Origin of the sequence: Bradyrhizobium guangdongense (genome assembly GCF_006483445.1) — a bacterium.
GTDB lineage: Bacteria > Pseudomonadota > Alphaproteobacteria > Rhizobiales > Xanthobacteraceae > Bradyrhizobium > Bradyrhizobium guangdongense_A.
This window is the reverse complement of record NZ_PPPT01000192.1, coordinates 1-21,859: the sequence shown is the minus strand read 5'-3', so window position 1 is coordinate 21,859 and position 21,859 is coordinate 1. Positions and strand designations below refer to the sequence as shown.

Below are 21,859 nucleotides of genomic sequence, written 5' to 3'. Positions count from 1 at the left end.
AGCAGTTGCCTGTGACCGAAAAACACACGGCTTTTTAAGACAAATCAGATGCTTCCGACCGTCTTCAGACGGGCGCGCGGATGGATTTCGGCCTGCGACAGCACGGTGGTCTGGGCGCGGAACCGTTCGACCAGAGAGCGCACGAAGGGACGAATTGCCGCAGAGGTGACCAGCACCGGCGCCTCGCCCTCGCGGGCGGCGCGCTCGAACGCCTCGCGCACACCGGTCATGAACTCCGACAACTTCGAGGGCTGCATCGCCAGGCTTCGCTCCTCGCCCTGGCCGATGATGGATTCGGCAAAGGCCTGTTCCCACTTCGCCGACAGCGCGATCAGCGGCAGATAGCCGCTGTAGGAGGTGTTTTGCGCGCAGATCTGCCGGGCGAGGCGAGCGCGGACGTGCTCGACCATGGTCGCGGGGTTGCGCGAGAAGGCGAGCGAGTCGGCGATGCCTTCCAGAATGGTCGAGAGGTCGCGGATCGAGATGCGCTCGGCGAGCAGGAGCTGCAGCACGCGCTGGATGCCCGAGATCGTGACCTGGCCGGGGACGATGTCCTTGACCAGCTCGCTCTGCTCCTTCGGCAGTTCCTTCAGCAGTTTCTGCACCTCGCCGTAGGACAACAGATCCGACATGTTGGTCTTGAGCAGCTCGGTGAGGTGGGTCGAGAGCACGGTGGCGGCGTCGACCACGGTGTAGCCTTTGAGCGAAGCCTCTTCCTTCAAGCTGGCATCGACCCAGGTCGCGGGCAGACCGAAGGTCGGCTCGGTCGTGTGGATGCCCGGCACCTGAACCTGGTTGCCGCCGGGGTCCATGACCATGAACTGGCTCGGCCAGATCTTGCCGGTGCCGGCGTCGACCTCCTTGATCTTGATGATGTAAGTGTTGGCTTCGAGCTGGACGTTGTCGAGGATGCGCACCGACGGCATGACAAAACCCATCTCGATCGCGAGCGAGCGGCGCAGCGCCTTGATCTGCTCGGTGAGGCGGTCAGTGCCGTCGGGGCCGTTGACCAGCGGCAGCAGGGCGTAGCCGAGCTCGATCTTGAGGTCGTCGATCTTGAGCGCGGCCGAGATCGGCTCTTCGGCTGCGGCAGCGCCGGGTGCACCCGGCGTTCCCGGCGCGGGAGCAAGCTTCGCGGCTTCCTCCGCCTTGACGGTGATGCGCTTGCGGTTGCGCGCGTTCCAGGCGAGCGCGCCGGCGCCGGCACCGAGCGCGAGGAAGGGCAGGGTCGGGATGCCCGGCAGCGCCGCCAGCACCAGCATGACCGCGGAGGACATTGCGAGCGCCTGCGGATAGCCGGAGAACTGCTTCATCAGCGCCTTGTCGGCCGCACCGGAAACGCCGGCCTTGGAGACCAGCAGGCCCGCCGCAGTCGAGACGATCAGGGCCGGCACCTGGGTGACGAGACCGTCACCGACGGTGAGCAGCGTGTAGCTGCGCCCCGCATCGGCAAAGGACAGGCCCATCTGCGCGACGCCGATGATCATGCCGCCGACGATGTTGATGAAGACGATGAGGAGGCCGGCGATGGCGTCGCCGCGGACGAATTTGGAGGCACCGTCCATGGCGCCGAAGAAGCCGCTTTCGTCCTCCAGCTCCTTGCGGCGCTCCTTGGCGACCTTCTCGTCGATCAGGCCGGCGGAGAGATCGGCGTCGATTGCCATCTGTTTGCCGGGCATGGCGTCGAGGTGGAAGCGGGCGGCGACTTCGGCGATGCGGCCCGAACCCTTGGTGATGACGACGAAGTTGACGATGACCAGGATGGCAAAGACGATGATGCCGATGACGAAATTGCCGCCCATCACGAAGCTGCCGAAGGCTTCGATGACGTGGCCGGCCGCGGCCGTGCCCTCGTGCCCGTGCGACAGGATCAGGCGGGTGGAGGCCATGTTGAGCGAAAGCCTGAGCATCGTCGAGATGAGCAGGACGGTCGGAAAGGCAGAGAATTCCAGCGGCGTCTGGATGAACAGCGAAGTCATCAGGATCAGGATCGAGAGCGTGATCGAGATCGCCAGGAACAGGTCGAGCACGATCGCAGGCAGCGGCAGGATCAGCACCACCAGGATGGTGAGGATGCCGAGCGCCAGCGCGATGTCGCCGCGCTTGAGGATGTTGCCGATTTCGGCGAGCGTGGGGATGCTGGGCTTCGGGTTGCCTACACCCGCGGTGACGTCGACCATCGTAGCTGTCTCCCCGCGCGACTGACGTCCGCGCGCCCCAAACGTCTGCGCGGCGGCCGAAGGGCCGCCGTTCCGAAAGTGAGGCACCGCACTGGCGTCCACGGGAACTCCCGTTTTACGCGGCTGACGACACTCGACTTCACTGGGCAATTTTTGCCCGGTGTATGGTTAGCAAAGGGTTAACGGGGGGTGCGGCAGGAGGTCAGGCCGGGGTGTTTCGGGACCTCAGCTCGTCATTCCGGGGCGGCTCGAAGAGCCGAACCCGGAATCCATCGCGCTGCAAGCGATGGGGAGACATGGACTCTCAGATGCGCCATTGCGCATCATAGCTCGCGCCAAGGCGGCGCGCCCCGGAATGACGGTGTGGAGGCAGCCGCCTACTTCGCCTTCTGAATCTTCGTCACCGTATACCCCGACGACGCCTCCTCGGCTTCGAAGGTCACCTTGTCCCCGACCTTGACCTGCTTGAGCATGGCGGGGTCCTTGACGCGGTAGACCATGGTCATGGGCTCCTCCATGCCGAGGCTCTTGGCGGGGCCGTGCTTGAGCGTGAGCTTGCCGGCGGCTTCGTCGATCTTCTTGACCTCGCCGCTGATGGAATCCTGCGCGGCCAGGGCGGTGCCGGTCAGGTTGAACGTCAATGCGAGTGCCGCGATGGTGCGGATCGTCTTATTCATGGCTCTCTCCTTCATTTCACGGTGACGCGGCCGACCATGCCGTAGTCGCGGTGGTCGGGGATGAGGCAGGAAAATTCGAACGTGCCGGCCTTGGTGAACTTCCAGACGATCTCGGCACTCTTGTTGGGCGCGAGCCGCACTCCATTGGGCTCGTCATGCTCCATATGCGGATGCTTCTTCATCACTTCGGCATGCTTCAAATTGTCCTTCGTCGTGGCGAGCAGGAATTCGTGGTCCTCCCGGCCGACATTGCGCACGACGAAGCGGATCTGCTCGCCGCGCTTCACCTCGATCTTCGAGGGCTCGTAAGCCATCTCGCTCATCGCGATCTCGATGGTGCGCGCCGGCTTCTTGGGGTCGCCAGGTTCGCCGGCCGAGTAGGTTTGATGGCTATGGCTCTCGTGCGCGCATGCGGGCGTGGCGAGAACCACAAGCGTGCGCAGCGCGAGCGTGAGGGTGGTGAACTTCTTCATCGTCTTCTCCGGTTGGGGGATCGAAACACTGGGTTACATCTTCATGTTCTTCATCGGCGCCTTCGCCGGCTCGGCGGTGGGCGCCTCGACCTCATAGGCGACGGTGCCCTTGGGGAATTGGTAGGGGCCGGGATCGCGATAATCGTCGCGCGCGAGCCCCTCGCGGATCTTCATCACCGTGAACATGCCGCCCATCTCGATCGGGCCAAACTGCCCGTTGCCCGACATCATCGGGAGCGTGTTGTCGGGGGCGGGCATCTCCATGGTGCCCATCGCCATGCCCTTCTCACCCATCACCATCGCATCGGGCGCGAGTCGTCCTACGGCCTTCGCGAGATCCTTGCGCGATACGCCGATCAAATTGCGCATGTCATGGCCCATCGCGTTCATGGTGTGGTGCGATTTGTGGCAGTGGAACGCCCAGTCGCCGGGATTGTCGGCGAGAACGTCGAACACGCGCACAGCACCGACGGGCACGTCGGTGGTCGTCTCCGGATATTGCGCGCTCTCGGGAATCCAGCCGCCGTCGGTGCAGGTCACCGCGAAGGCGTGACCGTGCAGATGGATCGGATGGTTGGTCATGCTGAGATTGCCGATGCGCACGCGGACCTTGTCGCCGAGCCGCACCGGGAGGGGATCGATGCCCGGAAACACCCGTGAATTCCAGGTCCACATGTTGAAGTCGGTCATCTCGTTGACCTTCGGCAAGTACGTGCCGGGATCGACGCGATAGGTGCTCATCACGAAGACGAAGTCGCGATCGACGGCGCGGAAATTCGCATCGCGCGGATGCACGACGACCATGCCCATCATGCCCATCGCCATCTGCACCATCTCGTCGGAATGCGGGTGGTACATGAAAGTCCCGCTCTTCTTCATCTCGAACTCGTAGACGAAGGTTTTGCCGGGCTGGATGTGTGGCTGGGTGAGACCGCCGACGCCGTCCATGCCGCTCGGGATGATCATGCCGTGCCAGTGCACGGTGGTGTATTCCGGAAGCTTGTTGGTGACGAAGACGCGGACCTTGTCGCCTTCGACAGCCTCGATCGTCGGCCCCGGCGACTGGCCGTTATAGCCCCAGAGATTGACCTTCATGCCTTCGGCGAATTCGCGCACCACGGGCTCGGCGACGAGATGAAACTCCTTCCAATCGCCGTTCATGCGGAAAGGCAGGCTCCAGCCGTTGAGCGTGACCACGGGGCGGTAGTCGGGCCCGCCCGCCGGGTGCAGCGGCGGCTGCATCGTCACCTTGTCCATGCGTGGAGCTTCCGGAATGGAAGCGGCCTGCACGCGGCTGCTGATCGCACTCGCGCCTGCGAGCGCAGCGCTTCCCAAAAATCCTCGACGGGAAAACATTCTTGCCTCCGTTCAGTGGCCGCCGCCGGCGGGCGCCGCCGCGGCTATATTTGTCGGATTGTCGCTGCCGCCCCCAGGCGAGCCGCCGCCATTGACGGCGGTCTGGAGTTCGGACTGCGCGAGCCAGAATCTTTGCTTGGCGTCGATGGCGCCGCGCAGCGATGCCAGACGCTGGCGCGCTTCGGTTAGCAGCGCAAAAATGTCGACCTGCATGCTGGAGAAGCGGAGCTGCATCTCCTCGGTGATGATCCTGCGCAGGGGCAAAATCTCGCGTTGATAGTGGCTCGCGATGTCGTAGCATGAGCGATAGACGCGGTAGGCATCGCGCGCCTCCGAGCGCACGTTGACGGCGCGCTCGGTCAGGCGATTGAAGGCGAGGTTGTAGGTCTCGACCGCCTGGCGGACGCGCACTTCGCCGCCGTCAAAAATCGGGATCTGGAACTGCACGTCAAAGCCGCGCTCGCGGAACGGCGCGCCTTCCGGATCCTGTGTACGGCGCGAGATGCCGGCGAGATCGAGCAGCGTCACGAAGCGCGTCGCCTCGGTGAGGTTTTGCGCCTTTGCAAGCGCTGTCAGCTCGAGCCGCGCGATCTGCAGGTCGATGCGATGCGCGACCGCGTCGCTCTCGATGGAGGGCAGTGACAATGGCCGTCGTGGCAGCGCCGGTAGTTGATTGGGAAGGCGGAAGTCGAGGCCGCCATCCCATAGCCCCATCAGGCGCGCAAGGCGCTCACGCGCGCTGGTCGCGGCCTGCCGCGCGGCGGCGAGATCGGCTGTGGTCTCGGCGTAAAACACCTGCTCGCGGGCCTGATCGAGCTTGTTGATCGACCCGGTCTCGCCGAGTTTGACCGCTAGCTGTGCCGTGCTTTCAGCGGTTGCCTTCGCATCCGTCAGCAGCGCTACCATCTCATTGGCGCCAACCGCACGGATATAGCTTCGGCGCACATCGGCCGCGAGCCGGAGCGTCGCGAGCGCGGCGCGCAACTGCGCCTGGCGAAAGCGGTCGCGCGCGATGTCGGAGCGGAACGGCAGGGTTGCCAGCGCCAGGATGTCGCCGACGACTTGGCGCTCGATCTCGCTGGCGCCGTTGCCCGCGATCCGCGAGACGGAGAACACGGGATTTGGCGGCAGGCTGTCCGCGACGAGGTCGGTCTCGGCCAGCGCCAGCTCGTTGTAAGCGGCTTGCAGGCCCTTGTTGTTGAGGAGTGCGATCTGCACAGCGGCGTCAGGGCTCAGCGTTCGCGCAAGCATGCGGCGAACGTTGTCATTGACGGTTTCGGCGCCCTCGGGCGAACGAACGAACGCCACGTCCTTCGCGATGGCCTGCGTGGTGAGATCCGATACCGCCGTCATGCCGCTATCGGGCGAGAAGGCTGCACAGCCGGAGAGGCCGAGCGCGGCGATCACGGGCAGACAGCGCGCGTATATGTTGGCCATTCTTTGTTTCATGGCGCGCTCCTACCGATCCGGCTTTTGCGGCGTGACGCTGTCATTGCGCTCGCGCCAAGGCGCGGGCGTTCCAGGCCGCAGACTGCTGTAAGGCGCGATGGTCGAGCGATAGCCGGCGCGCGCGACTGGTACCGCGGGATCGGCAGGATCGGCCTGCACGCGTGTCGTCGTCGTTGCGGGCATGCAGCCCGACAACACGATCGCGATGGCTGCCAGGAGCGGCCGATGGAATCCAAAGTGCCGGCCGCGCGCCGATTGAACGGCCGCAGGCCTCGCCCCGAAAAGCGTGTTCATGAAGTGTCCCTGATCTGGCTGACAAGCATGGGCACGCGCGCGCGAAAGCGCGGCGCCTCGTGTCGTTGGGTCAGGTCAGGCGATGGGAGGGCGGTAGAGCAGGGGAGGCGTCGTGTCGTGCACGAGCGAGGCGACCTCGGGTGCACACACGGACACCGGCGGAACCGGCTTGGCAATGCTCGGAAGATCAGCGGGCAACGCGGTCGCGCACATCATCGCGCAGCAGGGGCCGGGCGCATTGTTGCCGTCATGCTGATGCGGAACCGGCGTATCCGGCACCGCTGCATGATGATGCGCGTGTGCTCCCGCGTGATCATGTGCCGTATCGCCATGGACATGAGCCGCATCGGCGTGGTGATCGGGCACGTGGGCGGCAGTCACGTGAACGTCATCATTCAGGCAGGGCGCGGCGTTCCCCGTCGCCAGTGCGGCAGCGGGGGCAAGGACGCAGAACAGATAGGCGGCGGCAATCAGCCGCCCCACCCGAATCCGCATCGATCGCGTCAATCGCAAGAACATCCGCCAAAACTGCTCATTGCACGGCAATGGTGCACGCGCCGACTGCAAAGTAATTGCAAAGCGAGGTTTCGCCAAGCATTTCTTATTGCAGCGCACCGCGCATGCCTAATATCGCGGCATGATGCTTGACCGCAAGGCCGTCAGCGCAGAAGTTCACGCCGTGCTCGCCCCCGGTCATCCAGAACAGAAGCCATCCGCCTTCACCCCTGATTCGCGTCAGGCCTGGGTGAGACTCGTCTTCGCGCTGTTGATCGGTTCGATCGGGGCCGTCGGCATGTGGGCGGTCGTGGTCGTCATTCCGGTGGTGCAGACCGAGTTCGCCGCGACGCGCGGCGCGGTATCGCTGGCCTTCACGCTCATGATGTTCGGCTTCGGTCTCGGCGGTGTCATCACCGGCCGGATTACCGATCGCGTCGGCATCGTGCCGGCGATGGCCATCAGCATCGCTTTTCTCGGCGTCTCCAATGTGCTGGCAGGCTTGTCCACCCAGCTCTGGCAATTCGTGGCGGTGTATTTCCTGATCGGCCTCGGCACGTCGGCGACCTTCGCGCCGCTGATGGCGGAAGCCTCGCACTGGTTCGAGCGCTATCGCGGTCTCGCCGTCACCATCGTGGCGAGCGGCAACTATGTCGCAGGTGCGATCTGGCCTCCGATCGTGAATTTCGGCATGGAGACGGTCGGCTGGCGCTGGACCCATATCTGGATCGGCATCGTCTGCGCGGGCCTGATGTCGATCTTGCTGCTGTTGCTGCGGGCCCAGATGGGCGACGACCAGGTGCGCAATCACGCCAATGCACCGCCGCCGCGCGTCGATCTCAAGCTCTCCACCAACACGCTGACCGTGCTGCTCTCGATCGCGAGCATCTCCTGCTGCGTGGCGATGGCGATGCCGCAGGTCCATATCGTCGCCTATTGCGGCGATCTCGGCTATGGCGTGGCGCGCGGCGCCGAAATGCTGTCGCTGATGATGGCCTGCGGCATCGTCAGCCGGATCGGTTCGGGCTTCCTCGCCGACAAGGTCGGGGGCATGCGCACGCTGCTGATCGGGTCGATCGCGCAGGGCTTTGCCCTGGTGTTCTATCTGTTCTTCGACAGCCTCGCTTCGCTTTACCTGATCTCCGCGATGTTCGGCCTGTTCCAGGGCGGCATCGTGCCGAGCTATGCCATCATCGTGCGGGAAGCGATGCCGGCAAGCCAGGCCGCGACGCGGGTCGGTATCGTCATCTTCGCCTCGGTGTTCGGCATGTCCTTCGGCGGCTGGATTTCGGGCGTGATTTTCGACGCCACCGGCTCCTACGCCGCGGCTTTCGCCAATGGCGTTGCGTGGAACGCCGTCAACCTCGCGATCGTGGTGATGCTGTTGATCCGCGCGCGGATGAACGTCGCAAGGACCGGGCCGGGCTTTGCGACCTGACCCCGGGGGCGAATTCACCGGGCCTTCCACCAAAATCGAAAACAACCCCATGCACAGTAGGAAATGCCGGAGCCGTTTCCGTTCCGATGGAATCGGCAAGGGGCGCTAGATTCCTGTTTTGACACGTCTTCTTGACGCGAACCGGCGTGCACGTGCGGGAAAGGGACGTTTCAGCCGATTTCAGAAATACGGATTTATAGAAAAATAGCTTGACACGTCGGCAAATCAGGGGTAGATGAGCATCATCGCGCAAGCTGCGAGATTTTGCGGACACCCGATGCGCCTGTTCTTCCACTTGCTGGCCGGCCTGCTCAGCGCCTTGGGCGTCATTGCAACAGGTGTTTTTAGTCACTGTCGTTTGCGATATGGCCGCTCTTCCATTTACGTCGTTCTTCACCGCCGGAGGATCAGACTCCTAGACCGACTGTCCCGCCTTCAACAGCGAACAGCCCGTGATCTTGTAGCTGCCATCCGGCTGCTGCTCGAGCGTGTAGAGCGCGACCCAGCCGTCTCCTTTGTCGTCGACGATGTTGACGCGCTGCGCGATCCAGGTGCCGTCGACCTTGACCTCGCCGAACTCAAAGCTCCGGTGCCGGTAAACCGGCGCGTAGGAGTTTTGCACCATGGACAGGAAGATGTCGGCGGCCGGAAAGATCTGCTTGATCGCCGGCGCCGCGTGGGAATAGGCGGCCGCGGCATCGTCGCGTCCGAACGCCTGCTCCTGCGCGCGGATCACGCCCTGCGCGGCCGCGATGTCGTCAGCCGCGAGCGCGGATGCGCCGCCCAAGAGCATCCAGATCAGGACAAGGAGAGCGCGCATGGCAGTGTCCTCGCTTGGTCGTTTCCGGCCTTGCGAGGTTATCGCCACGGGGCGGCGCAGGCAAACGCCTCTAATGCGACAGCAGGTCGAGGAATGGCGTATCGACCGTGCTGACATAGAAGATCACGACCTTGGTCTCACCGTCGGTCCGGTTGTAGCCGGTCATTGCCACGTTGGGCGGTTCCACCAGCGCCTCACCGGCCTTCACCGTCAGCGGCGGTTGGCCCTTGAGCTCGAGGGTGAAGGCGCCCTCCAGGACGTAGACCGTCACCGGAAAACGATGGGTGTGATAGACCGTCTTGTCGCCCGGCTTGAACGACGCGGTCATCACCCGCACCGACTGTTTGTCGTCCTTCGGCAGCCCCTCAACCACTTGCTGCAGCACCAGATTCGGCTTGGCAATGCCGTGCGCGCCATGATCCTGCGCGATTGCCGCACTGGACCATCCGAGGGCGATGGCGGCGCTGAGGGCGAGGTGAGGGCGCATCTGACGTCTCCATTGCAAAGTCACGGATGCGCATCACCCTAGGAGCCGCCGCCCGGGCCCGGGAGCCGCAACATTGCGGGCGGCAGCCGCAGAAGTGCATAATCCCGGCATGTTCGACTGGAACGACCTCAAATATTTCCTGGCGGTCGCGCGGCACGGCAGCACGATCGCCGCCGGCAAGGCGCTCGGCCTCAGCCAGTCGACGGTGCATCGCAGGCTCGAGGAACTGGAGCGGCGGCTCGGCCGCACCCTGGTGACGCGCCAGCCGAGCGGCTACCGCCTCACCGAATTCGGCCACGCCATGTTGCCCTATGCCGAGCGGATCGAGGCCACCATCATCGATTTCGAGCGGCGGACGACCGATATCGAGCAGGACATGAAGGGCGTGATCCGCGTCACCTGTCCGGAGCCGATCGTCGCCCGGCTCATCCAGTCCGGCCTCGTCGACAGCTTTCACGCGCAGCATCCTTCTCTCCGCGTCGAGTTCGTGATGAGCGACCGCTATCTCGATCTCTCGAAGGGCGAGGTCGACGTTGCCTTCCGCTCCGGCGACACCGACGACGAGCTGGTCGGGCGCAAGCTCGCGGAGTCGATCTGGGCGGTCTATGCCAGCCGCGATTATCTCGAACGGCACGGCCGGCCGGAGCGCGTCGAAGACCTTTCGCGTCACTTGCTGGTCGGGCTCGACGAGTCCCTTGCCAATCACCGCGCCGTCAAATGGCTGAAGGAGGTTGCGCCGGATGCAAAGATGGCGGCGCGCATCAACAGCGTGCTCGGTCTCGTCTCCGCGATCAAGTCAGGCGTCGGCATCGGGCCGCTTCCCATCGCGCTCGGCGATGCCGAGGCCGACCTCGTGCGCGTGCTCGGCCCGATCCCGGAACTGACGCGGAGCTGGCGCATCCTCACGCATCCCGATCTCCGGCGCGTGCCGCGGGTCGCTGCGTTCTTTGATTTCATCGTGCTCCAGCGCGAGGCGCTGAAGCCGATTTTGACGGGATGATTATCGCTTCCGCTTCGTTGCCGGCTTGGCGGAGGGGCGTTTCGGTTGCGCCTTTATCGCGGGCTGCACGCACAGGCCATCGACGAGTACATCGAGCATCCGCAGCACCGACGATTGCCAGCCGGGTTGGTCGTGCATGTAGCACATGCCGATCAGCGCCCTGAGCAGGTCCTGCGCGCTGATTTCGGCGCGCATCTGGCCGGCCGCAACGGCGCGGTCGAGCAGCGTGCCAATCGCCTTGGTCAGCCGGTCCATCGAGAAGGTGGCAAGATCGGACTGGAACGTCAGCGCAAGTGCGGCCAGCATGCCCTTTTTGGTGGCGACGAATTCGACGTTGGAGCGCAGCCAGCGCCGCAGCGCGTCGACCGGATCCTCGGCAGTCTTCAATTGCTCGGCGAGCTCGCTGAGCTGCTCGACCTCGCGCCGGTACACCGCTTCGAACAGCGCCTCGCGCGTCGGAAAGTGCCGGTAGAGTGTGCCGATCCCGACCCCGGCACGTTTGGCGACGGCTTCCAGGCTCGCCTCCGGCCCACCCGCGCTGAACACGGCCTTGGCGGCCTCGAGCACGCGCTCGCGGTTGCGCACGGCATCGGCGCGCGGCTTGCGGATATGGTCGGGCTGGTCGTCCATGCCGGCAATGTAGATCACGAATTGGTTAGATTGAACCCTTGGCTAGCTGCATCGCGTTGTATGCGCACGGCCTTTTGACGGATTCCAATAATTTTCCGGCGGCCCTTGTTAAACGGAGGGTGCCTCCGTATCTTCCCCGAGCAACGCCGACGCGGAAAATGTCCGCGCGGCGCGGATCGACGGCGGTCGCGCAACGGCACGCCGCACGATGACTCATGTCCATATCTGATCGGAGCCTTGTATGACCCACTCCATCAGCCTCACCGTGAACGGTGCACGGCGCGATTTCGTCCTCGACGATCCCCGCGTCACGCTGCTCGATCTCCTGCGTGAGCGCCTGCAACTCACCGGCACCAAGAAGGGATGCGATCGCGGCCAGTGCGGCGCTTGCACAATTCTCATCGACGGCAAGCGCATCAACTCCTGCCTCGCACTCGCCGTCAGCCATGACGGCGCCGACATCCTCACCATCGAGGGCGTCGCGCGCGGCGACCAGTTGCATCCTATGCAAGCCGCCTTCATCGCCCATGATGGTTTCCAGTGCGGATTCTGCACGCCGGGCCAGATCATGAGCGCGATCGGCATGATGCAGGAAGCGCAGGCGGGCAACGATCCCGAGCGCATCCGCGAATGCATGAGCGGCAATCTCTGCCGCTGCGGCGCCTACGCCGGCATCGTTGATGCCGTGCTTGAGGTGCAGGCCGGCCAGGACGAAGCCAAGCAGAGGCTCTCAGCATGAAACAGTTCGAATACGTCCGCCCCGCGTCGATTGCGGAGGCCGTCGCAGCAGCCGCGCAGCCGGGTTCGGCCTATCTTGCCGCAGGCACCAATCTGCTCGACCTCATGAAGGGTGGGGTGAGCCGTCCCGATCGCCTGGTCGACGTCACCCGCTTGCCCGGTCTCGACCGGGTCGAGCCTCTCGCCGACGGCAGCGTCCGCATCGGCGCGCTCGTGCGCAATGCCAATCTCGCGCATGATGCCCGCTTCGCCAAGGCCTATCCCGCTGTTGCGGAGGCTTTGCTGTCCGGTGCATCCGCGCAGTTGCGCAACGCTGCGACGGTCGGTGGCAACCTGCTGCAACGGACGCGCTGCGCCTACTTCTATGACACGGCGAGCCGTTGCAACAAGCGCGAGGCCGGCAGCGGCTGCGATGCGCGCGACGGCGAGAACCGGCTGCATGCCGTGCTCGGCTGGAGCGAGGGCTGCATCGCCACGCACCCGTCCGATTTCTGCGTGCCGCTGGTCGCGCTCGATGCGATCGTCGAGATCGAAGGCAAGAGCGGCCGCCGCGAATTGCCGCTCGCAGAGCTTCACCGTCTGCCCGGCGATGCACCGGAGCGCGACAGCGCGCTTCAACCCGGCGATCTCATCGTCGCTGTGCGTTTGCCTGCTTCGGCACGTACCTTTGCCACGCATGCGCGCTACCTGAAAGTTCGCGAGCGGACGTCCTACGCCTTTGCCGTCGTATCGGCCGCAGCCGCGCTCCGGATCGAGAACGGCAGGATCGCCGAAGCCCGGCTCGCGCTTGGCGGTGTCGCCGCCAAACCATGGCGTGCCGATACGGCCGAGCAGGTGCTGAAGGGAGCTACGCCTGATGCGGCAAGCTTCCAGCAGGCCGCGCAGCTTGCGCTCGCAGGCGCAAAGCCGTCCGGCGACAACGCCTTCAAGATCGAACTGGCGCGCCGCATCGTCGTGCGCGCGCTGACCCTGGCCGCAGCCGGAACGCCTGCGCGCGTTCCAGCATTGCCGGCCTCTCCCTTCGCATCTGTTTCCGGAGCCCTGCATGTCTGAGCTCAATCTCACCACCGCCCCCGCCCATGTCAGGCATGGTTCGAATATCGGCCAGCCGCTGACCCGTCGCGACGGCGTCCTGAAGGTCAAGGGGCAGGCGACCTATGCCGCGGACAATCACTTGCCAGGAATGCTCTTCGCGGTGATCGCGGCCTCCAGCATCGCGCGGGGCCACGTGACGTCGCTGGATGTCGCGGCGGCGAAGCGCCATCCCGGCGTCGTCGAGGTGATGACTTCGGCCAACAGGCCGAAGCTTGCGATCGATCCGGAGATCAAGACCAACCCGTTCGTGTTCCGGATGGAATCCCTGCAAAACGACGAGGTCCGCTACGCCAACCAGCCGATTGCCGTCGTGATCGCCCAATCGCTGGAGGCCGCGACTGAGGGCGCAGCGTTGCTGGCGCCGCGTTACGAAGCGTTGCCGCCGCGCGTCGGTCTCGATGCCGGCGAGGTCTTCGTGCCACCGGTGGTCGGCGTCGGTAACCCGACCGTCAACGAGCATGGCGACGTCGAGGCAGGCCTCGCATCGGCTGCGAAGCAGATCGATGCGACCTACGAGACGCCGCCGCAATATCACAACGCGATGGAGCCGCATGCGATCGTCGTCGCCTGGGACGGGGACAAGCTGTCGATCGACATGCCGACCCAGGGTCTCATCCTGTCGCGTGCCCGCATCGCCGAATTGTTCGGGCTTGCGCACGAGAACATCCATATCCGCAGTCCGTTCCTCGGCGGCGGCTTTGGCTCCAAGGGGCTGATGGGCGGGCCGCCGGTGCTCGGCATCATGGCGGCAAAGCTGGTCGGCAAACCGGTCAAGCTCGTGCTGCGCCGTGAGCAGATGTACGGCCCGGTCGGTCATCGCGCGCCGACCCGCCAGCGCCTGCGTCTCGGCGCGGACGGCGAAGGACAGCTGACTGCGATCGAGCATCACGCGCGGACCGTGTCGAGCAGCTACGACGATTTCTATGAACCGGCCGCCGACGCCTCGCACACGCTCTATGCCAGCCCCGCGATTCGCACCACGCATGACGCGGTGCGCGTCGATACCGGCACGCCGCTGTTCATGCGCGCGCCGGGCGAGGCCACCGGATCGATTGCACTCGAAAGCGCGATCGACGAGATGGCATTTGCCTGCGGCATGGATCCGCTCGCCTTCCGCCTGAAGAACTACGCCGAGGTCGAGCCGATCTCCGGCAAGCCGTTCTCGTCCAAGGCGCTGCGCGCCTGCTACGAGCAGGGCGCGACACGCTTCGGCTGGTCGAAGCGCAAGCTTGCACCGCGCGGGATGCGCGACGATGCCGGCCTGCTGGTCGGCTGGGGCATGGGCACCGCGACCTTCCCGGCGTTGATGTTCCAGGCCGAAGCGCGCGCGGCGATCCGCCGCGACGGCTCCGGTGTGGTGGAGATCGGCACGCACGACATGGGACAGGGCGCCTGGACCGCCTTCGCACAGATCGCGGCCGACGGCCTCGGGCTCGATGTCGATCGCGTCGAGTTCAGATCCGGTCACTCCAATCTGCCCGACGCCGGCATCGCCGGCGGCTCCGCGCACACGGCGACCGCGGGCGCTGCGATCCACAATGCGGGCGCGGCCGTGATCGCGAAGCTTGCCGATCTCGCGACCAAGGACGAGCGCTCGCCGCTCTTCGGCGCCGGCAATACAGGTGTGATCGCGCGGGATGGAAAGCTGTTCCGGCGCGATGACGAGAGCCGCGGGGAAAGCTACTCCGACATTCTGGCGCGAGCCGGACTCGCCGAGATCGAGGCGCGTGGCACCGGCGCGGCCAACCCAGCCGCGATGGAAGAATATGCGATGCACGCGCATGGCGCTGTCTTTGCCGAAGTGAAAGTCGATCCCGAACTGGGCCAGGTCCGCGTCACGCGCATGGTCGGCACCTTCGCGGCCGGGCGCATCGTCAATCCGCATCTGGTGAAGAGCCAGCTGTTTGGCGGCATGATCTGGGGCGTGTCCTTTGCACTCCACGAGGAGGCCATCACCGACCGGCGCACGGGCCGGATCATGAATGCCAATCTCGGCGAGTACCACATCCCCGTGAACGCGGACGTGCCCTCGCTGGACGTGCTCACGGTCGAGGAGCACGATCCGCATGTGAACGCGCTCGGCATCAAGGGCGTCGGCGAGATCGGCATCACCGGCAGCGCCGGCGCGGTCGCCAATGCCGTCTGGCACGCGACCGGCGTCCGCGTCCGTCGCTTCCCGATCCGGATCGAGGAGCTGCTGGTCTAAAACTAGAACGTCGGCGGCGTGCAGGCGGAGATCACCTCGCAGGCCTTGCCGCCGACGCAACGAAAACGATGCGGACGGCGGCTCTCGAAATAATAGGCGTCGCCCGGGTTGAGGATGCGCCGCTCGTCCTCGACGGTGACTTCGAGCTTGCCCGAGATCACCACGCCGCCTTCCTCCCCGTCATGCACCAGATGAACGCGCCCGGTGTCGCTGCCGGGCTCGTAACGCTCTTTCAGGATCTGCAACGCCCGTCCGAACAGATTGTCGCCGACCTGGCGGTAGGAGATCGGCTTCTTGCCGACTTCCGTGAGCTCCTCCGCGCGATAAAAGATCTTGCGCCGGCTCTCCGGCTCCAGCGCAAAGAACTCGGCGAGCCCCATCGGAATGCCGTCGAGGATGCGCTTGAGCGCGCCGACCGACGGGTTCATCTGGTTGGATTCGATCAGCGAGATGGTCGAATTGGTGACGCCGGAGCGCTTGGCGAGCTCGCGCTGCGACAGCTTCTGGCGCGCCCGGATGAATCGCAGCCGTCCACCGATGTCGACGCTCATGGCCAAAACCCTGTTGCAGGTGTTGCGGATCGCGCAAATATGGACCGGCAGCCCCAGTCAGATCAATGGGTTACGGCCAGACAGAAAAGGACTTGTTGCCCCTCGGCCGCCGTGGCTCTGCTAGCGGGTCAGCAAAGGAGCGTGGCCCGTGACCCTTCACCAGATTCCGAACACCATCAAGACCGATGCGCACTGGATGCCGTTCACGGCCAACCGCCAGTTCAAGAAGGCGCCGCGGCTGTTCTCCTCCGCGGAAGGCATGCACTACACCACGGTCGATGGCCGCCAGGTGATCGACGGCTCCGCCGGCCTCTGGTGCGTCAACGCCGGCCACGGCCGCAAGCAGATCGCAGCTGCGGTCGAGAAGCAGCTCATGACGCTGGATTTCGCGCCCTCGTTCAACATGGGCCATCCGCTGTCCTTCGACTTCGCCGAGCGCCTCGCCGAGATCGCGCCCAAGGGGCTCGACCGCATCTTCTTCACCAATTCCGGCTCCGAGTCGGTCGACACCGCGCTCAAGATCGCGCTCGCCTATCACCGCGCCAACGGCCAGCCGACCCGCACCCGCCTGATCGGCCGCGAGCGCGGCTATCACGGCGTCGGTTTCGGCGGCATGTCGGTCGGTGGCATGGTCGCCAACCGTCGCGCCTTTGCGACCCATCTGCCCGGCGTCGACCACATCCGCCACACCCACGATCTCAGCCGCAACGCCTTTGCCAAGGAGCAGCCGGCGCATGGCGCCGAGCTCGCTGACGACCTCGAGCGCCTAGTCGCGCTGCACGGCGCCGAGACCATCGCCGCCGTCATCGTCGAGCCGGTGCCGGGTTCGACCGCGGTGCTGCCGCCGCCGCAAGGTTACCTCAAGCGCCTGCGCGAGATCGCCGACAAGCACGGCATCCTCCTGATCTTCGACGAGGTCATCACCGGTTTCGGCCGTCTCGGCACGCCGTTCGCCGCCAACTATTTCGGTGTTACGCCGGACCTGATGACGACGGCCAAGGGCATCACCAACGGCACCGTGCCGTGTGGCGCGGTGTTCGCCGCCCGCAAGATCTATGACGGCCTGATGACCGGCCCCGAAGGCCAGATCGAGCTGTTCCACGGCTACACCTACTCGGCGCATCCGGTCGCTTGCGCTGCAGGCCTCGCGACGCTCGACATCTACAAGGACGAGGGCCTGCTGACGCGCGGTGCGTCGATCGCCCAGTACTGGCAGGATGCGTTGCATTCGCTCAAAGGTCTGCCGAACGTCATCGACATCCGGAATTGCGGCCTGATGGGCGCGGTCGAGCTGGCGCCGCGTGAAGGCGTCGTCGGTGCGCGCGGCTATGACGTGATGGTCGACTGCTTCAACACCGGTCTTTATTTGCGCATGGCCGGCGACTCCTTCGCGATGTCGCCGCCCCTGATTGTCGAGAAGAGCCACATCGACCGGATGGTCTCGATCCTCGGCGACGCCATCAAGCGCGTGGCCTGATTATTGCTCCCGCGGCTGGTGGAGTTCTGATAGTTTGAAGCGGCGCACTGACGCCGCGGGAGCGTAGTCAATCGTGAAAGTCGTCATTCTCGGCAGCGGTGTCATCGGTGTCACCTCTGCCTACTACCTTGCGCGCGCCGGCCATGACGTGACGGTCGTCGACCGTCAGCCGCAGCCGGCGCTCGAGACCTCCTTTGCCAATGCCGGCGAAGTCTCACCCGGCTATTCATCGCCCTGGGCCGGCCCCGGCGTTCCCGTGAAGGCGGTCAAATGGCTGTTGATGAAGCATGGCCCGCTGGTGATCCGGCCCAAGGTCGATCCCGTGATGTGGCTGTGGCTCCTCAAGATGCTGCGCAACTGCACGTCGGCGCGCTACGCCGTCAACAAGAGCCGCATGATCCCGATCGCGGAGTACAGCCGCGACGCCCTCCGCGTGCTGCGCAGCGACATCGGCATCAAGTATGACGAGCGCTCGCAAGGCACGTTGCAGCTCTTCCGTTACCAGTCGCAGCTCGATGGCACGGTCGAGGATATCGCCGTGCTCAAGCAGTATGGCGTGCCCTACGAGGTGTTGAACCGCGAAGGCTGCATCGCGGCCGAGCCCGCCTTGGCCAGCGTGAAGGAGAAATTCGCCGGCGGGCTTCGATTGCCGCAGGACGAGACCGGCGACTGCCACATGTTCACGCAGGCGCTGGCGCGCGAGGCCGAAAAGCTCGGCGTGCGCTTCATGTTCGACACGGCCATCAACGGTCTGATCGCCGATGCATCGAAGATTACCGGCGTCTCCACCGGCGCCGGCACGCTCCAGGCGGATGCCTATGTCGTAGCCCTCGGAAGCTGGTCGTCGCGCTTCGTCGCCCCACTCGGCATTTCGCTGCCGGTCTATCCGGTAAAGGGCTATTCGATCACGGTGCCCATCAAGGACGCCTCAGGCGCGCCGGAATCGACCGTGATGGACGAGAGCTACAAGGTCGCGATCACGCGGCTCGGCGATCGGATCCGTGTCGGCGGCACCGCGGAGATCTCGGGCTATTCCGATAAGCTCTATCCGGCACGCCGCGCCACGCTCGATCATTCCCTGACCGATCTCTTCCCGCGCGGCGGCGATCTCTCCAAGGCGACGTTCTGGTCCGGCCTGCGTCCGATGACGCCGGACGGCCCGCCCGTGATCGGCGCGACGCGCTACGCCAACCTGCACCTCAACACCGGTCATGGCACCCTCGGCTGGACCATGGCCTGCGGCTCCGGCCGCGTGCTCGCCGACATGATCTCCGGCAAGAAGCCGGAGATCGACACCAGCGAGCTGACGGTCGAGCGGTATAGTCACCGGTTCGGCTGACGCTCCCTCCACGTCATTGCGAGCGTAGCGAAGCAATCCAGACCGCATCCGCGGCGAGATTCTGGATTGCTTCGCTGCGCTCGCAATGACGGGGGAGAGGCAGAAGAGTTACGTCGCCCCCGTCACGGAATTCACCCACAGCACCACGGCCTTCGCATCATCTACCGGATTGGAAAACCGGTGTGGCCGCCGGCTGGCGAACCGAAAGCTGTCGCCTTCCTTCAACGACCACGTCTCCGTATCCACCGTCAGCAGCATCTCGCCTTCGAGCACGAGGCCGGCCTCTTCGCCGTCATGGGTGTAGAGCTCGTCGCCGGTGGAGCCGCCGGGCTCGAGATGCACGAGAAACAGATTGAGCTTGTTCTCCGCACCCGCCGGGCTCAGCAATTGCTTCGAGATGCCCGTGCGCCAGAGTTTTAACTCCGGCCGCTGCAGCCCGCGCGTCACGACGTGATCGCTCGTGCCGTCCGCGCTCGGGCTCGCGCCGAACAGCGCGGCGATGCCGACGCCGAGCACGTCGGCGATGGTTGCAAGCACGCGCAGCGACGGTGACGAAAGGCCGCGCTCGATCTGGCTGAGGAAGCCGATCGACAATGACGTGCGCTCGGCCACCGTCTCCAGCGAGAGTTGTCGCGTCCGCCTGAGATCGCGGATGCGGCGCCCGACCGCGATGTCCATCGCAGGCTCGGCTGGCTTCGCAGCCGATCTGGCTGCTACCTTGGCCTTCTTCACCGGCTTGGAGGCGGCCGGTCTGCGCATTCTCTTGCCACCGCTCACGTCAAACCGCTTCCTTCATGTGCATGAAAACCGCTTGCATCGTCAGCCAAAGTGTGACCAAATTTTCATATTGGTGAAAATAGGCCGAAACGGCGCGGCCCGCAACGTCTGTCAGCAAAGCGCGGCGCGCCGCCGTCGGCCGAACCCAGAGGGGGTTGCGATGCCGTTGAAGCGTATTGTCCGGGCCGCGGTTGCGGCGCTCGCCATTGCCGTCAGCCTGCCGTCCCAGGCGCAGCAGGTGCTGAAGGTCGGCTCGACGCCGACGGGCATTCCCTTCACCTTCCTCGACACCAAGACCAACACCATCCAGGGCGTGATGGTCGATCTCATCACCGAAGTCGGCAAGGATGCCGGCCTCAACGTGCAGATCGAGCCGATGCAGTTCTCGGCGCTGATCCCGTCGCTGACCTCGAACAAGATCGACATCATCGCGGCCGCGATGTTCATCACCGCGCCGCGCAAGGAGGTCATCGACTTCTCCGACCCGATTTACACCTATGGCGAAGGCCTCATCGTGCCGAAGGGCGACGCAAAAGCCTACGCCTCCCAGGAGGATTTGAAGGGCGAGGTCGTCGGCGCCCAGGTCGGCACCGCCTTCGTCGATGCCCTGAAGAAGACCGGCTTGTTCTCCGAAGTGAAGGCCTACGACACCATTCCCGACATCCTGCGCGACGTGAACGCCGGCCGCCTCAAGGCCGGCTTCGCCGACTATCCGATCCTCGCCTACAATCTCAAGCAGGGCGGCTTCCCCGAGGTGAAGCTCGTTGCCAGCTACAAGCCCGTCACCGTCGGTTCGGTCGGCATCGGCGTGCGCAAGACCGATCAGGAGCTGCTCGCCAAGATCAACGGCTCGCTCGCCAAGCTGAAGGCGAACGGCACTGTCGACAAGATCCTGGAGAAGTGGGGCCTGAAGGGCTGATCGATGCAGGGTTTTTGGCGCGACACCGTCGAGTTCTTCCCGATCCTCCTGAACGGCGTCGCGCTCACGATCATCGTCACCATCGGATCGCTGCTGCTTTCGACCGTGTTGGGCCTGCTGTGGGCGCTGATGCGGGTGTCCGGCATCGGCATCCTCTCCGGGATCAGTGCCAGCGTGATCAACGTGATCCGCGGCATCCCGATCATCGTGCTGCTGTTCTACCTCTATTTTGTGATGCCGGATCTCGGCGTCACACTGTCCGCGCTACAGGCCGCCATCCTCGGGCTCGGAATCGCCTATTCGGCCTATCAGGCGGAAAACTTCCGCGCCGGCATCGAGGCGATTGACAAGGGCCAGATCGAGGCCGCGCAGTCGATTGGCATGGGCTGGTGGCTGACCATGCGCCGCGTGGTGCTGCCGCAAGCCGTGCGCATCGTGCTGCCACCCTACGGCAACGTCATGATCATGATGTTGAAGGACTCCTCGCAAGCCTCCACCATCACGGTCGCTGAGCTCGCCCTACAAGGAAAACTGATCGCGTCCTCGACCTTCAAGAACACCAGCGTGTTCACGCTGGTGGCGCTGATGTATCTCACCATGAGCATTCCGCTGATCCTGCTGGTCCGTCACTTCGAGAAGCGGGCGGGCAAGCGATGATCGAGCTCACGGACGTCCACAAGAGCTTTGGCAAGGTCGAGGTGTTGAAGGGCATCACGGCCTCAGTCGAGAAGGGCGAGGTCGTTTGCATCGTCGGTCCTTCAGGCTCCGGCAAGTCGACCATTTTGCGCTGTATCAACGGGCTCGAAAGTTATGACCGCGGCGAGATCAGCGTCGAGGGTCTGCGGGTGAACCGCGATGCGCCGTCGATCGTGTCGATCCGGACGCAAGTGTCGATGGTGTTCCAGCGCTTCAACCTGTTTCCGCATCGCACCGCGCTCGAGAATGTCGTTGAAGGACCGCTCTTCGTAAAGCAGGAGCCGCGCGCCCAGGCGCTGGAGCGCGGCCGCGCGCTGCTCGCGCAGGTGGGGCTGGCCGAGAAGGCCGACGCACATCCGCCGCAACTCTCCGGCGGCCAGCAGCAGCGCGTTGCCATTGCGCGTGCGCTGGCGATGCAACCGAAGGCTATTCTGTTCGACGAGCCGACTTCGGCGCTCGACCCCGAGCTGGTCGGCGACGTCCTCTCTGTCATGCGCAAGCTCGCCGATGACGGCATGACCATGGTGGTGGTGACCCACGAGATGGGTTTTGCGCGCGACGTCGCCGACCGCGTCCTGTTCATCGACGGTGGCGTCATCGTCGAGCAGGGGCCTGCGAAGACTGTGCTCAACCAACCCCAGCATCCGCGCACGCAGGACTTTTTGCGGCGTGTGCTGCATCCGCTTTGATGGTTTCGCAATGAACGCCCGCCTTCCGCTGCCGCCGTCGCTCTATGCCGACACCGCCGTTGCGCCGGTGCCG

22 protein-coding genes are annotated in these 21,859 nt (G+C 64.8%); 10 read left to right on the top strand and 12 right to left on the bottom strand.

Features of this window, described 5'->3' with window-relative positions; translation table 11 throughout:
- Positions 1-44: 44 nt before the first annotated feature.
- The 7 genes from flhA to C2U70_RS26355 form a co-directional block, all read right to left on the bottom strand.
- Positions 45-2,180: a flagellar biosynthesis protein FlhA gene (gene flhA, locus C2U70_RS26385; protein WP_186294483.1), complete on the bottom strand. Its 2,136-nt coding sequence runs from the start codon at positions 2,178-2,180 to the stop codon at positions 45-47.
- A 377-nt stretch (positions 2,181-2,557) separates the two neighbouring features.
- A complete protein-coding gene (locus tag C2U70_RS26380) occupies positions 2,558-2,857 on the bottom strand; it encodes a copper-binding protein (protein WP_140981552.1) in 300 nt (99 codons plus the stop codon).
- An 11-nt stretch (positions 2,858-2,868) separates the two neighbouring features.
- Entirely contained in the window at positions 2,869-3,330 is a 462-nt protein-coding gene (locus C2U70_RS26375) for a cupredoxin domain-containing protein (RefSeq protein WP_140981551.1), read from the bottom strand.
- 33 nt (positions 3,331-3,363) lie between these two features.
- Entirely contained in the window at positions 3,364-4,686 is a 1,323-nt protein-coding gene (locus tag C2U70_RS26370) for a copper oxidase (protein WP_140981550.1), read from the bottom strand.
- Between the two features lie 12 nt (positions 4,687-4,698).
- The gene (locus tag C2U70_RS26365) at positions 4,699-6,123 is read right to left on the bottom strand and encodes a TolC family protein (RefSeq protein ID WP_140981549.1); all 1,425 of its coding nucleotides are present in this window, start codon (positions 6,121-6,123) and stop codon (positions 4,699-4,701) included.
- 21 nt (positions 6,124-6,144) lie between these two features.
- The gene (locus C2U70_RS26360; protein WP_140981548.1) at positions 6,145-6,429 is read right to left on the bottom strand and encodes a hypothetical protein; all 285 of its coding nucleotides are present in this window, start codon (positions 6,427-6,429) and stop codon (positions 6,145-6,147) included.
- Between the two features lie 75 nt (positions 6,430-6,504).
- Entirely contained in the window at positions 6,505-7,023 is a 519-nt protein-coding gene (locus tag C2U70_RS26355) for a hypothetical protein (RefSeq protein ID WP_246666869.1), read from the bottom strand.
- 43 nt (positions 7,024-7,066) lie between these two features.
- On the opposite strand from C2U70_RS26355, the gene C2U70_RS26350 reads away from it, so the two are divergent.
- A complete protein-coding gene (locus tag C2U70_RS26350) occupies positions 7,067-8,362 on the top strand; it encodes an MFS transporter (RefSeq protein ID WP_433960710.1) in 1,296 nt (431 codons plus the stop codon).
- 415 nt (positions 8,363-8,777) lie between these two features.
- On the opposite strand, the gene C2U70_RS26340 is transcribed toward C2U70_RS26350, so the two are convergent.
- Together C2U70_RS26340 and C2U70_RS26335 are read right to left on the bottom strand one after the other, a co-directional pair.
- Complete coding sequence (locus tag C2U70_RS26340) at positions 8,778-9,182, bottom strand: DUF4864 domain-containing protein (RefSeq protein WP_140981547.1); 405 nt, start codon at positions 9,180-9,182, stop codon at positions 8,778-8,780.
- Between the two features lie 70 nt (positions 9,183-9,252).
- Complete coding sequence (locus C2U70_RS26335; RefSeq protein ID WP_140981546.1) at positions 9,253-9,669, bottom strand: cupin domain-containing protein; 417 nt, start codon at positions 9,667-9,669, stop codon at positions 9,253-9,255.
- 73 nt (positions 9,670-9,742) lie between these two features.
- On the opposite strand from C2U70_RS26335, the gene C2U70_RS26330 reads away from it, so the two are divergent.
- Positions 9,743-10,669: a LysR family transcriptional regulator gene (locus tag C2U70_RS26330; protein ID WP_140981545.1), complete on the top strand. Its 927-nt coding sequence runs from the start codon at positions 9,743-9,745 to the stop codon at positions 10,667-10,669.
- Here C2U70_RS26330 and C2U70_RS26325 read toward each other — a convergent pair whose 3' ends face one another.
- Positions 10,670-11,299: a TetR/AcrR family transcriptional regulator gene (locus C2U70_RS26325; RefSeq protein ID WP_186294485.1), complete on the bottom strand. Its 630-nt coding sequence runs from the start codon at positions 11,297-11,299 to the stop codon at positions 10,670-10,672.
- A 241-nt stretch (positions 11,300-11,540) separates the two neighbouring features.
- On the opposite strand from C2U70_RS26325, the gene C2U70_RS26320 reads away from it, so the two are divergent.
- Genes C2U70_RS26320 through C2U70_RS26310 form a run of 3 tightly spaced genes read left to right on the top strand, consistent with a single transcriptional unit; the run spans position 11,541 to position 15,338 of the window.
- Positions 11,541-12,038: a (2Fe-2S)-binding protein gene (locus tag C2U70_RS26320; RefSeq protein ID WP_140981543.1), complete on the top strand. Its 498-nt coding sequence runs from the start codon at positions 11,541-11,543 to the stop codon at positions 12,036-12,038.
- Positions 12,035-13,090, top strand: coding sequence for an FAD binding domain-containing protein (locus C2U70_RS26315; RefSeq protein WP_140981542.1), 1,056 nt, complete (start codon positions 12,035-12,037; stop codon positions 13,088-13,090). Before C2U70_RS26320 ends, C2U70_RS26315 begins: the two co-directional genes overlap by 4 nt.
- Entirely contained in the window at positions 13,083-15,338 is a 2,256-nt protein-coding gene (locus tag C2U70_RS26310; RefSeq protein ID WP_140981541.1) for a xanthine dehydrogenase family protein molybdopterin-binding subunit, read from the top strand. Before C2U70_RS26315 ends, C2U70_RS26310 begins: the two co-directional genes overlap by 8 nt.
- Before the next feature lie 2 nt (positions 15,339-15,340).
- Here C2U70_RS26310 and C2U70_RS26305 read toward each other — a convergent pair whose 3' ends face one another.
- Positions 15,341-15,889: a cupin domain-containing protein gene (locus tag C2U70_RS26305; protein WP_140981540.1), complete on the bottom strand. Its 549-nt coding sequence runs from the start codon at positions 15,887-15,889 to the stop codon at positions 15,341-15,343.
- 148 nt (positions 15,890-16,037) lie between these two features.
- Between C2U70_RS26305 and C2U70_RS26300 the strand changes: the two genes are divergently transcribed.
- Complete coding sequence (locus C2U70_RS26300) at positions 16,038-17,366, top strand: aspartate aminotransferase family protein (protein ID WP_140981539.1); 1,329 nt, start codon at positions 16,038-16,040, stop codon at positions 17,364-17,366.
- Positions 17,367-17,439: 73 nt separating this feature from the next.
- Positions 17,440-18,705, top strand: coding sequence for a D-amino acid dehydrogenase (locus tag C2U70_RS26295; RefSeq protein ID WP_140981538.1), 1,266 nt, complete (start codon positions 17,440-17,442; stop codon positions 18,703-18,705).
- Positions 18,706-18,813: 108 nt separating this feature from the next.
- Here C2U70_RS26295 and C2U70_RS26290 read toward each other — a convergent pair whose 3' ends face one another.
- Complete coding sequence (locus C2U70_RS26290) at positions 18,814-19,464, bottom strand: helix-turn-helix domain-containing protein (RefSeq protein ID WP_186294482.1); 651 nt, start codon at positions 19,462-19,464, stop codon at positions 18,814-18,816.
- A 178-nt stretch (positions 19,465-19,642) separates the two neighbouring features.
- Here C2U70_RS26290 and C2U70_RS26285 point away from each other — a divergent pair, with 178 nt between their 5' ends.
- Genes C2U70_RS26285 through C2U70_RS26275 form a run of 3 tightly spaced genes read left to right on the top strand, consistent with a single transcriptional unit; the run spans position 19,643 to position 21,786 of the window.
- Positions 19,643-20,401 carry an ABC transporter substrate-binding protein gene (locus C2U70_RS26285; protein WP_140981536.1) on the top strand — a complete coding sequence of 253 codons (759 nt, stop codon included), beginning with the start codon at positions 19,643-19,645 and terminating at the stop codon, positions 20,399-20,401.
- A 3-nt stretch (positions 20,402-20,404) separates the two neighbouring features.
- On the top strand, positions 20,405-21,058 hold the full coding sequence (locus tag C2U70_RS26280) for an amino acid ABC transporter permease (RefSeq protein ID WP_140981535.1): 654 nt from the start codon (positions 20,405-20,407) through the stop codon (positions 21,056-21,058).
- Complete coding sequence (locus tag C2U70_RS26275) at positions 21,055-21,786, top strand: amino acid ABC transporter ATP-binding protein (RefSeq protein ID WP_140981534.1); 732 nt, start codon at positions 21,055-21,057, stop codon at positions 21,784-21,786. The genes C2U70_RS26280 and C2U70_RS26275 overlap by 4 nt, the downstream gene beginning before the upstream one ends.
- Positions 21,787-21,859: the final 73 nt, after the last annotated feature.

What these genes read in the sequence shown, in the direction of transcription:
- C2U70_RS26315 (WP_140981542.1), top strand. Translation starts at nt 12,035, where the DNA reads ATGAAACAGTTCGAATACGTCCGCCCCGCGTCGATTGCGGAGGCCGTC.
- C2U70_RS26290 (WP_186294482.1), bottom strand. Translation starts at nt 19,464, where the DNA reads ATGCGCAGACCGGCCGCCTCCAAGCCGGTGAAGAAGGCCAAGGTAGCA.
- C2U70_RS26275 (WP_140981534.1), top strand. Translation starts at nt 21,055, where the DNA reads ATGATCGAGCTCACGGACGTCCACAAGAGCTTTGGCAAGGTCGAGGTG.
- C2U70_RS26325 (WP_186294485.1), bottom strand. Translation starts at nt 11,299, where the DNA reads ATGGACGACCAGCCCGACCATATCCGCAAGCCGCGCGCCGATGCCGTG.
- flhA (WP_186294483.1), bottom strand. Translation starts at nt 2,180, where the DNA reads ATGGTCGACGTCACCGCGGGTGTAGGCAACCCGAAGCCCAGCATCCCC.
- C2U70_RS26310 (WP_140981541.1), top strand. Translation starts at nt 13,083, where the DNA reads ATGTCTGAGCTCAATCTCACCACCGCCCCCGCCCATGTCAGGCATGGT.
- C2U70_RS26305 (WP_140981540.1), bottom strand. Translation starts at nt 15,889, where the DNA reads ATGAGCGTCGACATCGGTGGACGGCTGCGATTCATCCGGGCGCGCCAG.
- C2U70_RS26340 (WP_140981547.1), bottom strand. Translation starts at nt 9,182, where the DNA reads ATGCGCGCTCTCCTTGTCCTGATCTGGATGCTCTTGGGCGGCGCATCC.
- C2U70_RS26280 (WP_140981535.1), top strand. Translation starts at nt 20,405, where the DNA reads ATGCAGGGTTTTTGGCGCGACACCGTCGAGTTCTTCCCGATCCTCCTG.
- C2U70_RS26285 (WP_140981536.1), top strand. Translation starts at nt 19,643, where the DNA reads ATGCCGTTGAAGCGTATTGTCCGGGCCGCGGTTGCGGCGCTCGCCATT.
- C2U70_RS26320 (WP_140981543.1), top strand. Translation starts at nt 11,541, where the DNA reads ATGACCCACTCCATCAGCCTCACCGTGAACGGTGCACGGCGCGATTTC.
- C2U70_RS26380 (WP_140981552.1), bottom strand. Translation starts at nt 2,857, where the DNA reads ATGAATAAGACGATCCGCACCATCGCGGCACTCGCATTGACGTTCAAC.
- C2U70_RS26375 (WP_140981551.1), bottom strand. Translation starts at nt 3,330, where the DNA reads ATGAAGAAGTTCACCACCCTCACGCTCGCGCTGCGCACGCTTGTGGTT.
- C2U70_RS26360 (WP_140981548.1), bottom strand. Translation starts at nt 6,429, where the DNA reads ATGAACACGCTTTTCGGGGCGAGGCCTGCGGCCGTTCAATCGGCGCGC.
- C2U70_RS26350 (WP_433960710.1), top strand. Translation starts at nt 7,067, where the DNA reads ATGATGCTTGACCGCAAGGCCGTCAGCGCAGAAGTTCACGCCGTGCTC.
- C2U70_RS26370 (WP_140981550.1), bottom strand. Translation starts at nt 4,686, where the DNA reads ATGTTTTCCCGTCGAGGATTTTTGGGAAGCGCTGCGCTCGCAGGCGCG.
- C2U70_RS26365 (WP_140981549.1), bottom strand. Translation starts at nt 6,123, where the DNA reads ATGGCCAACATATACGCGCGCTGTCTGCCCGTGATCGCCGCGCTCGGC.
- C2U70_RS26335 (WP_140981546.1), bottom strand. Translation starts at nt 9,669, where the DNA reads ATGCGCCCTCACCTCGCCCTCAGCGCCGCCATCGCCCTCGGATGGTCC.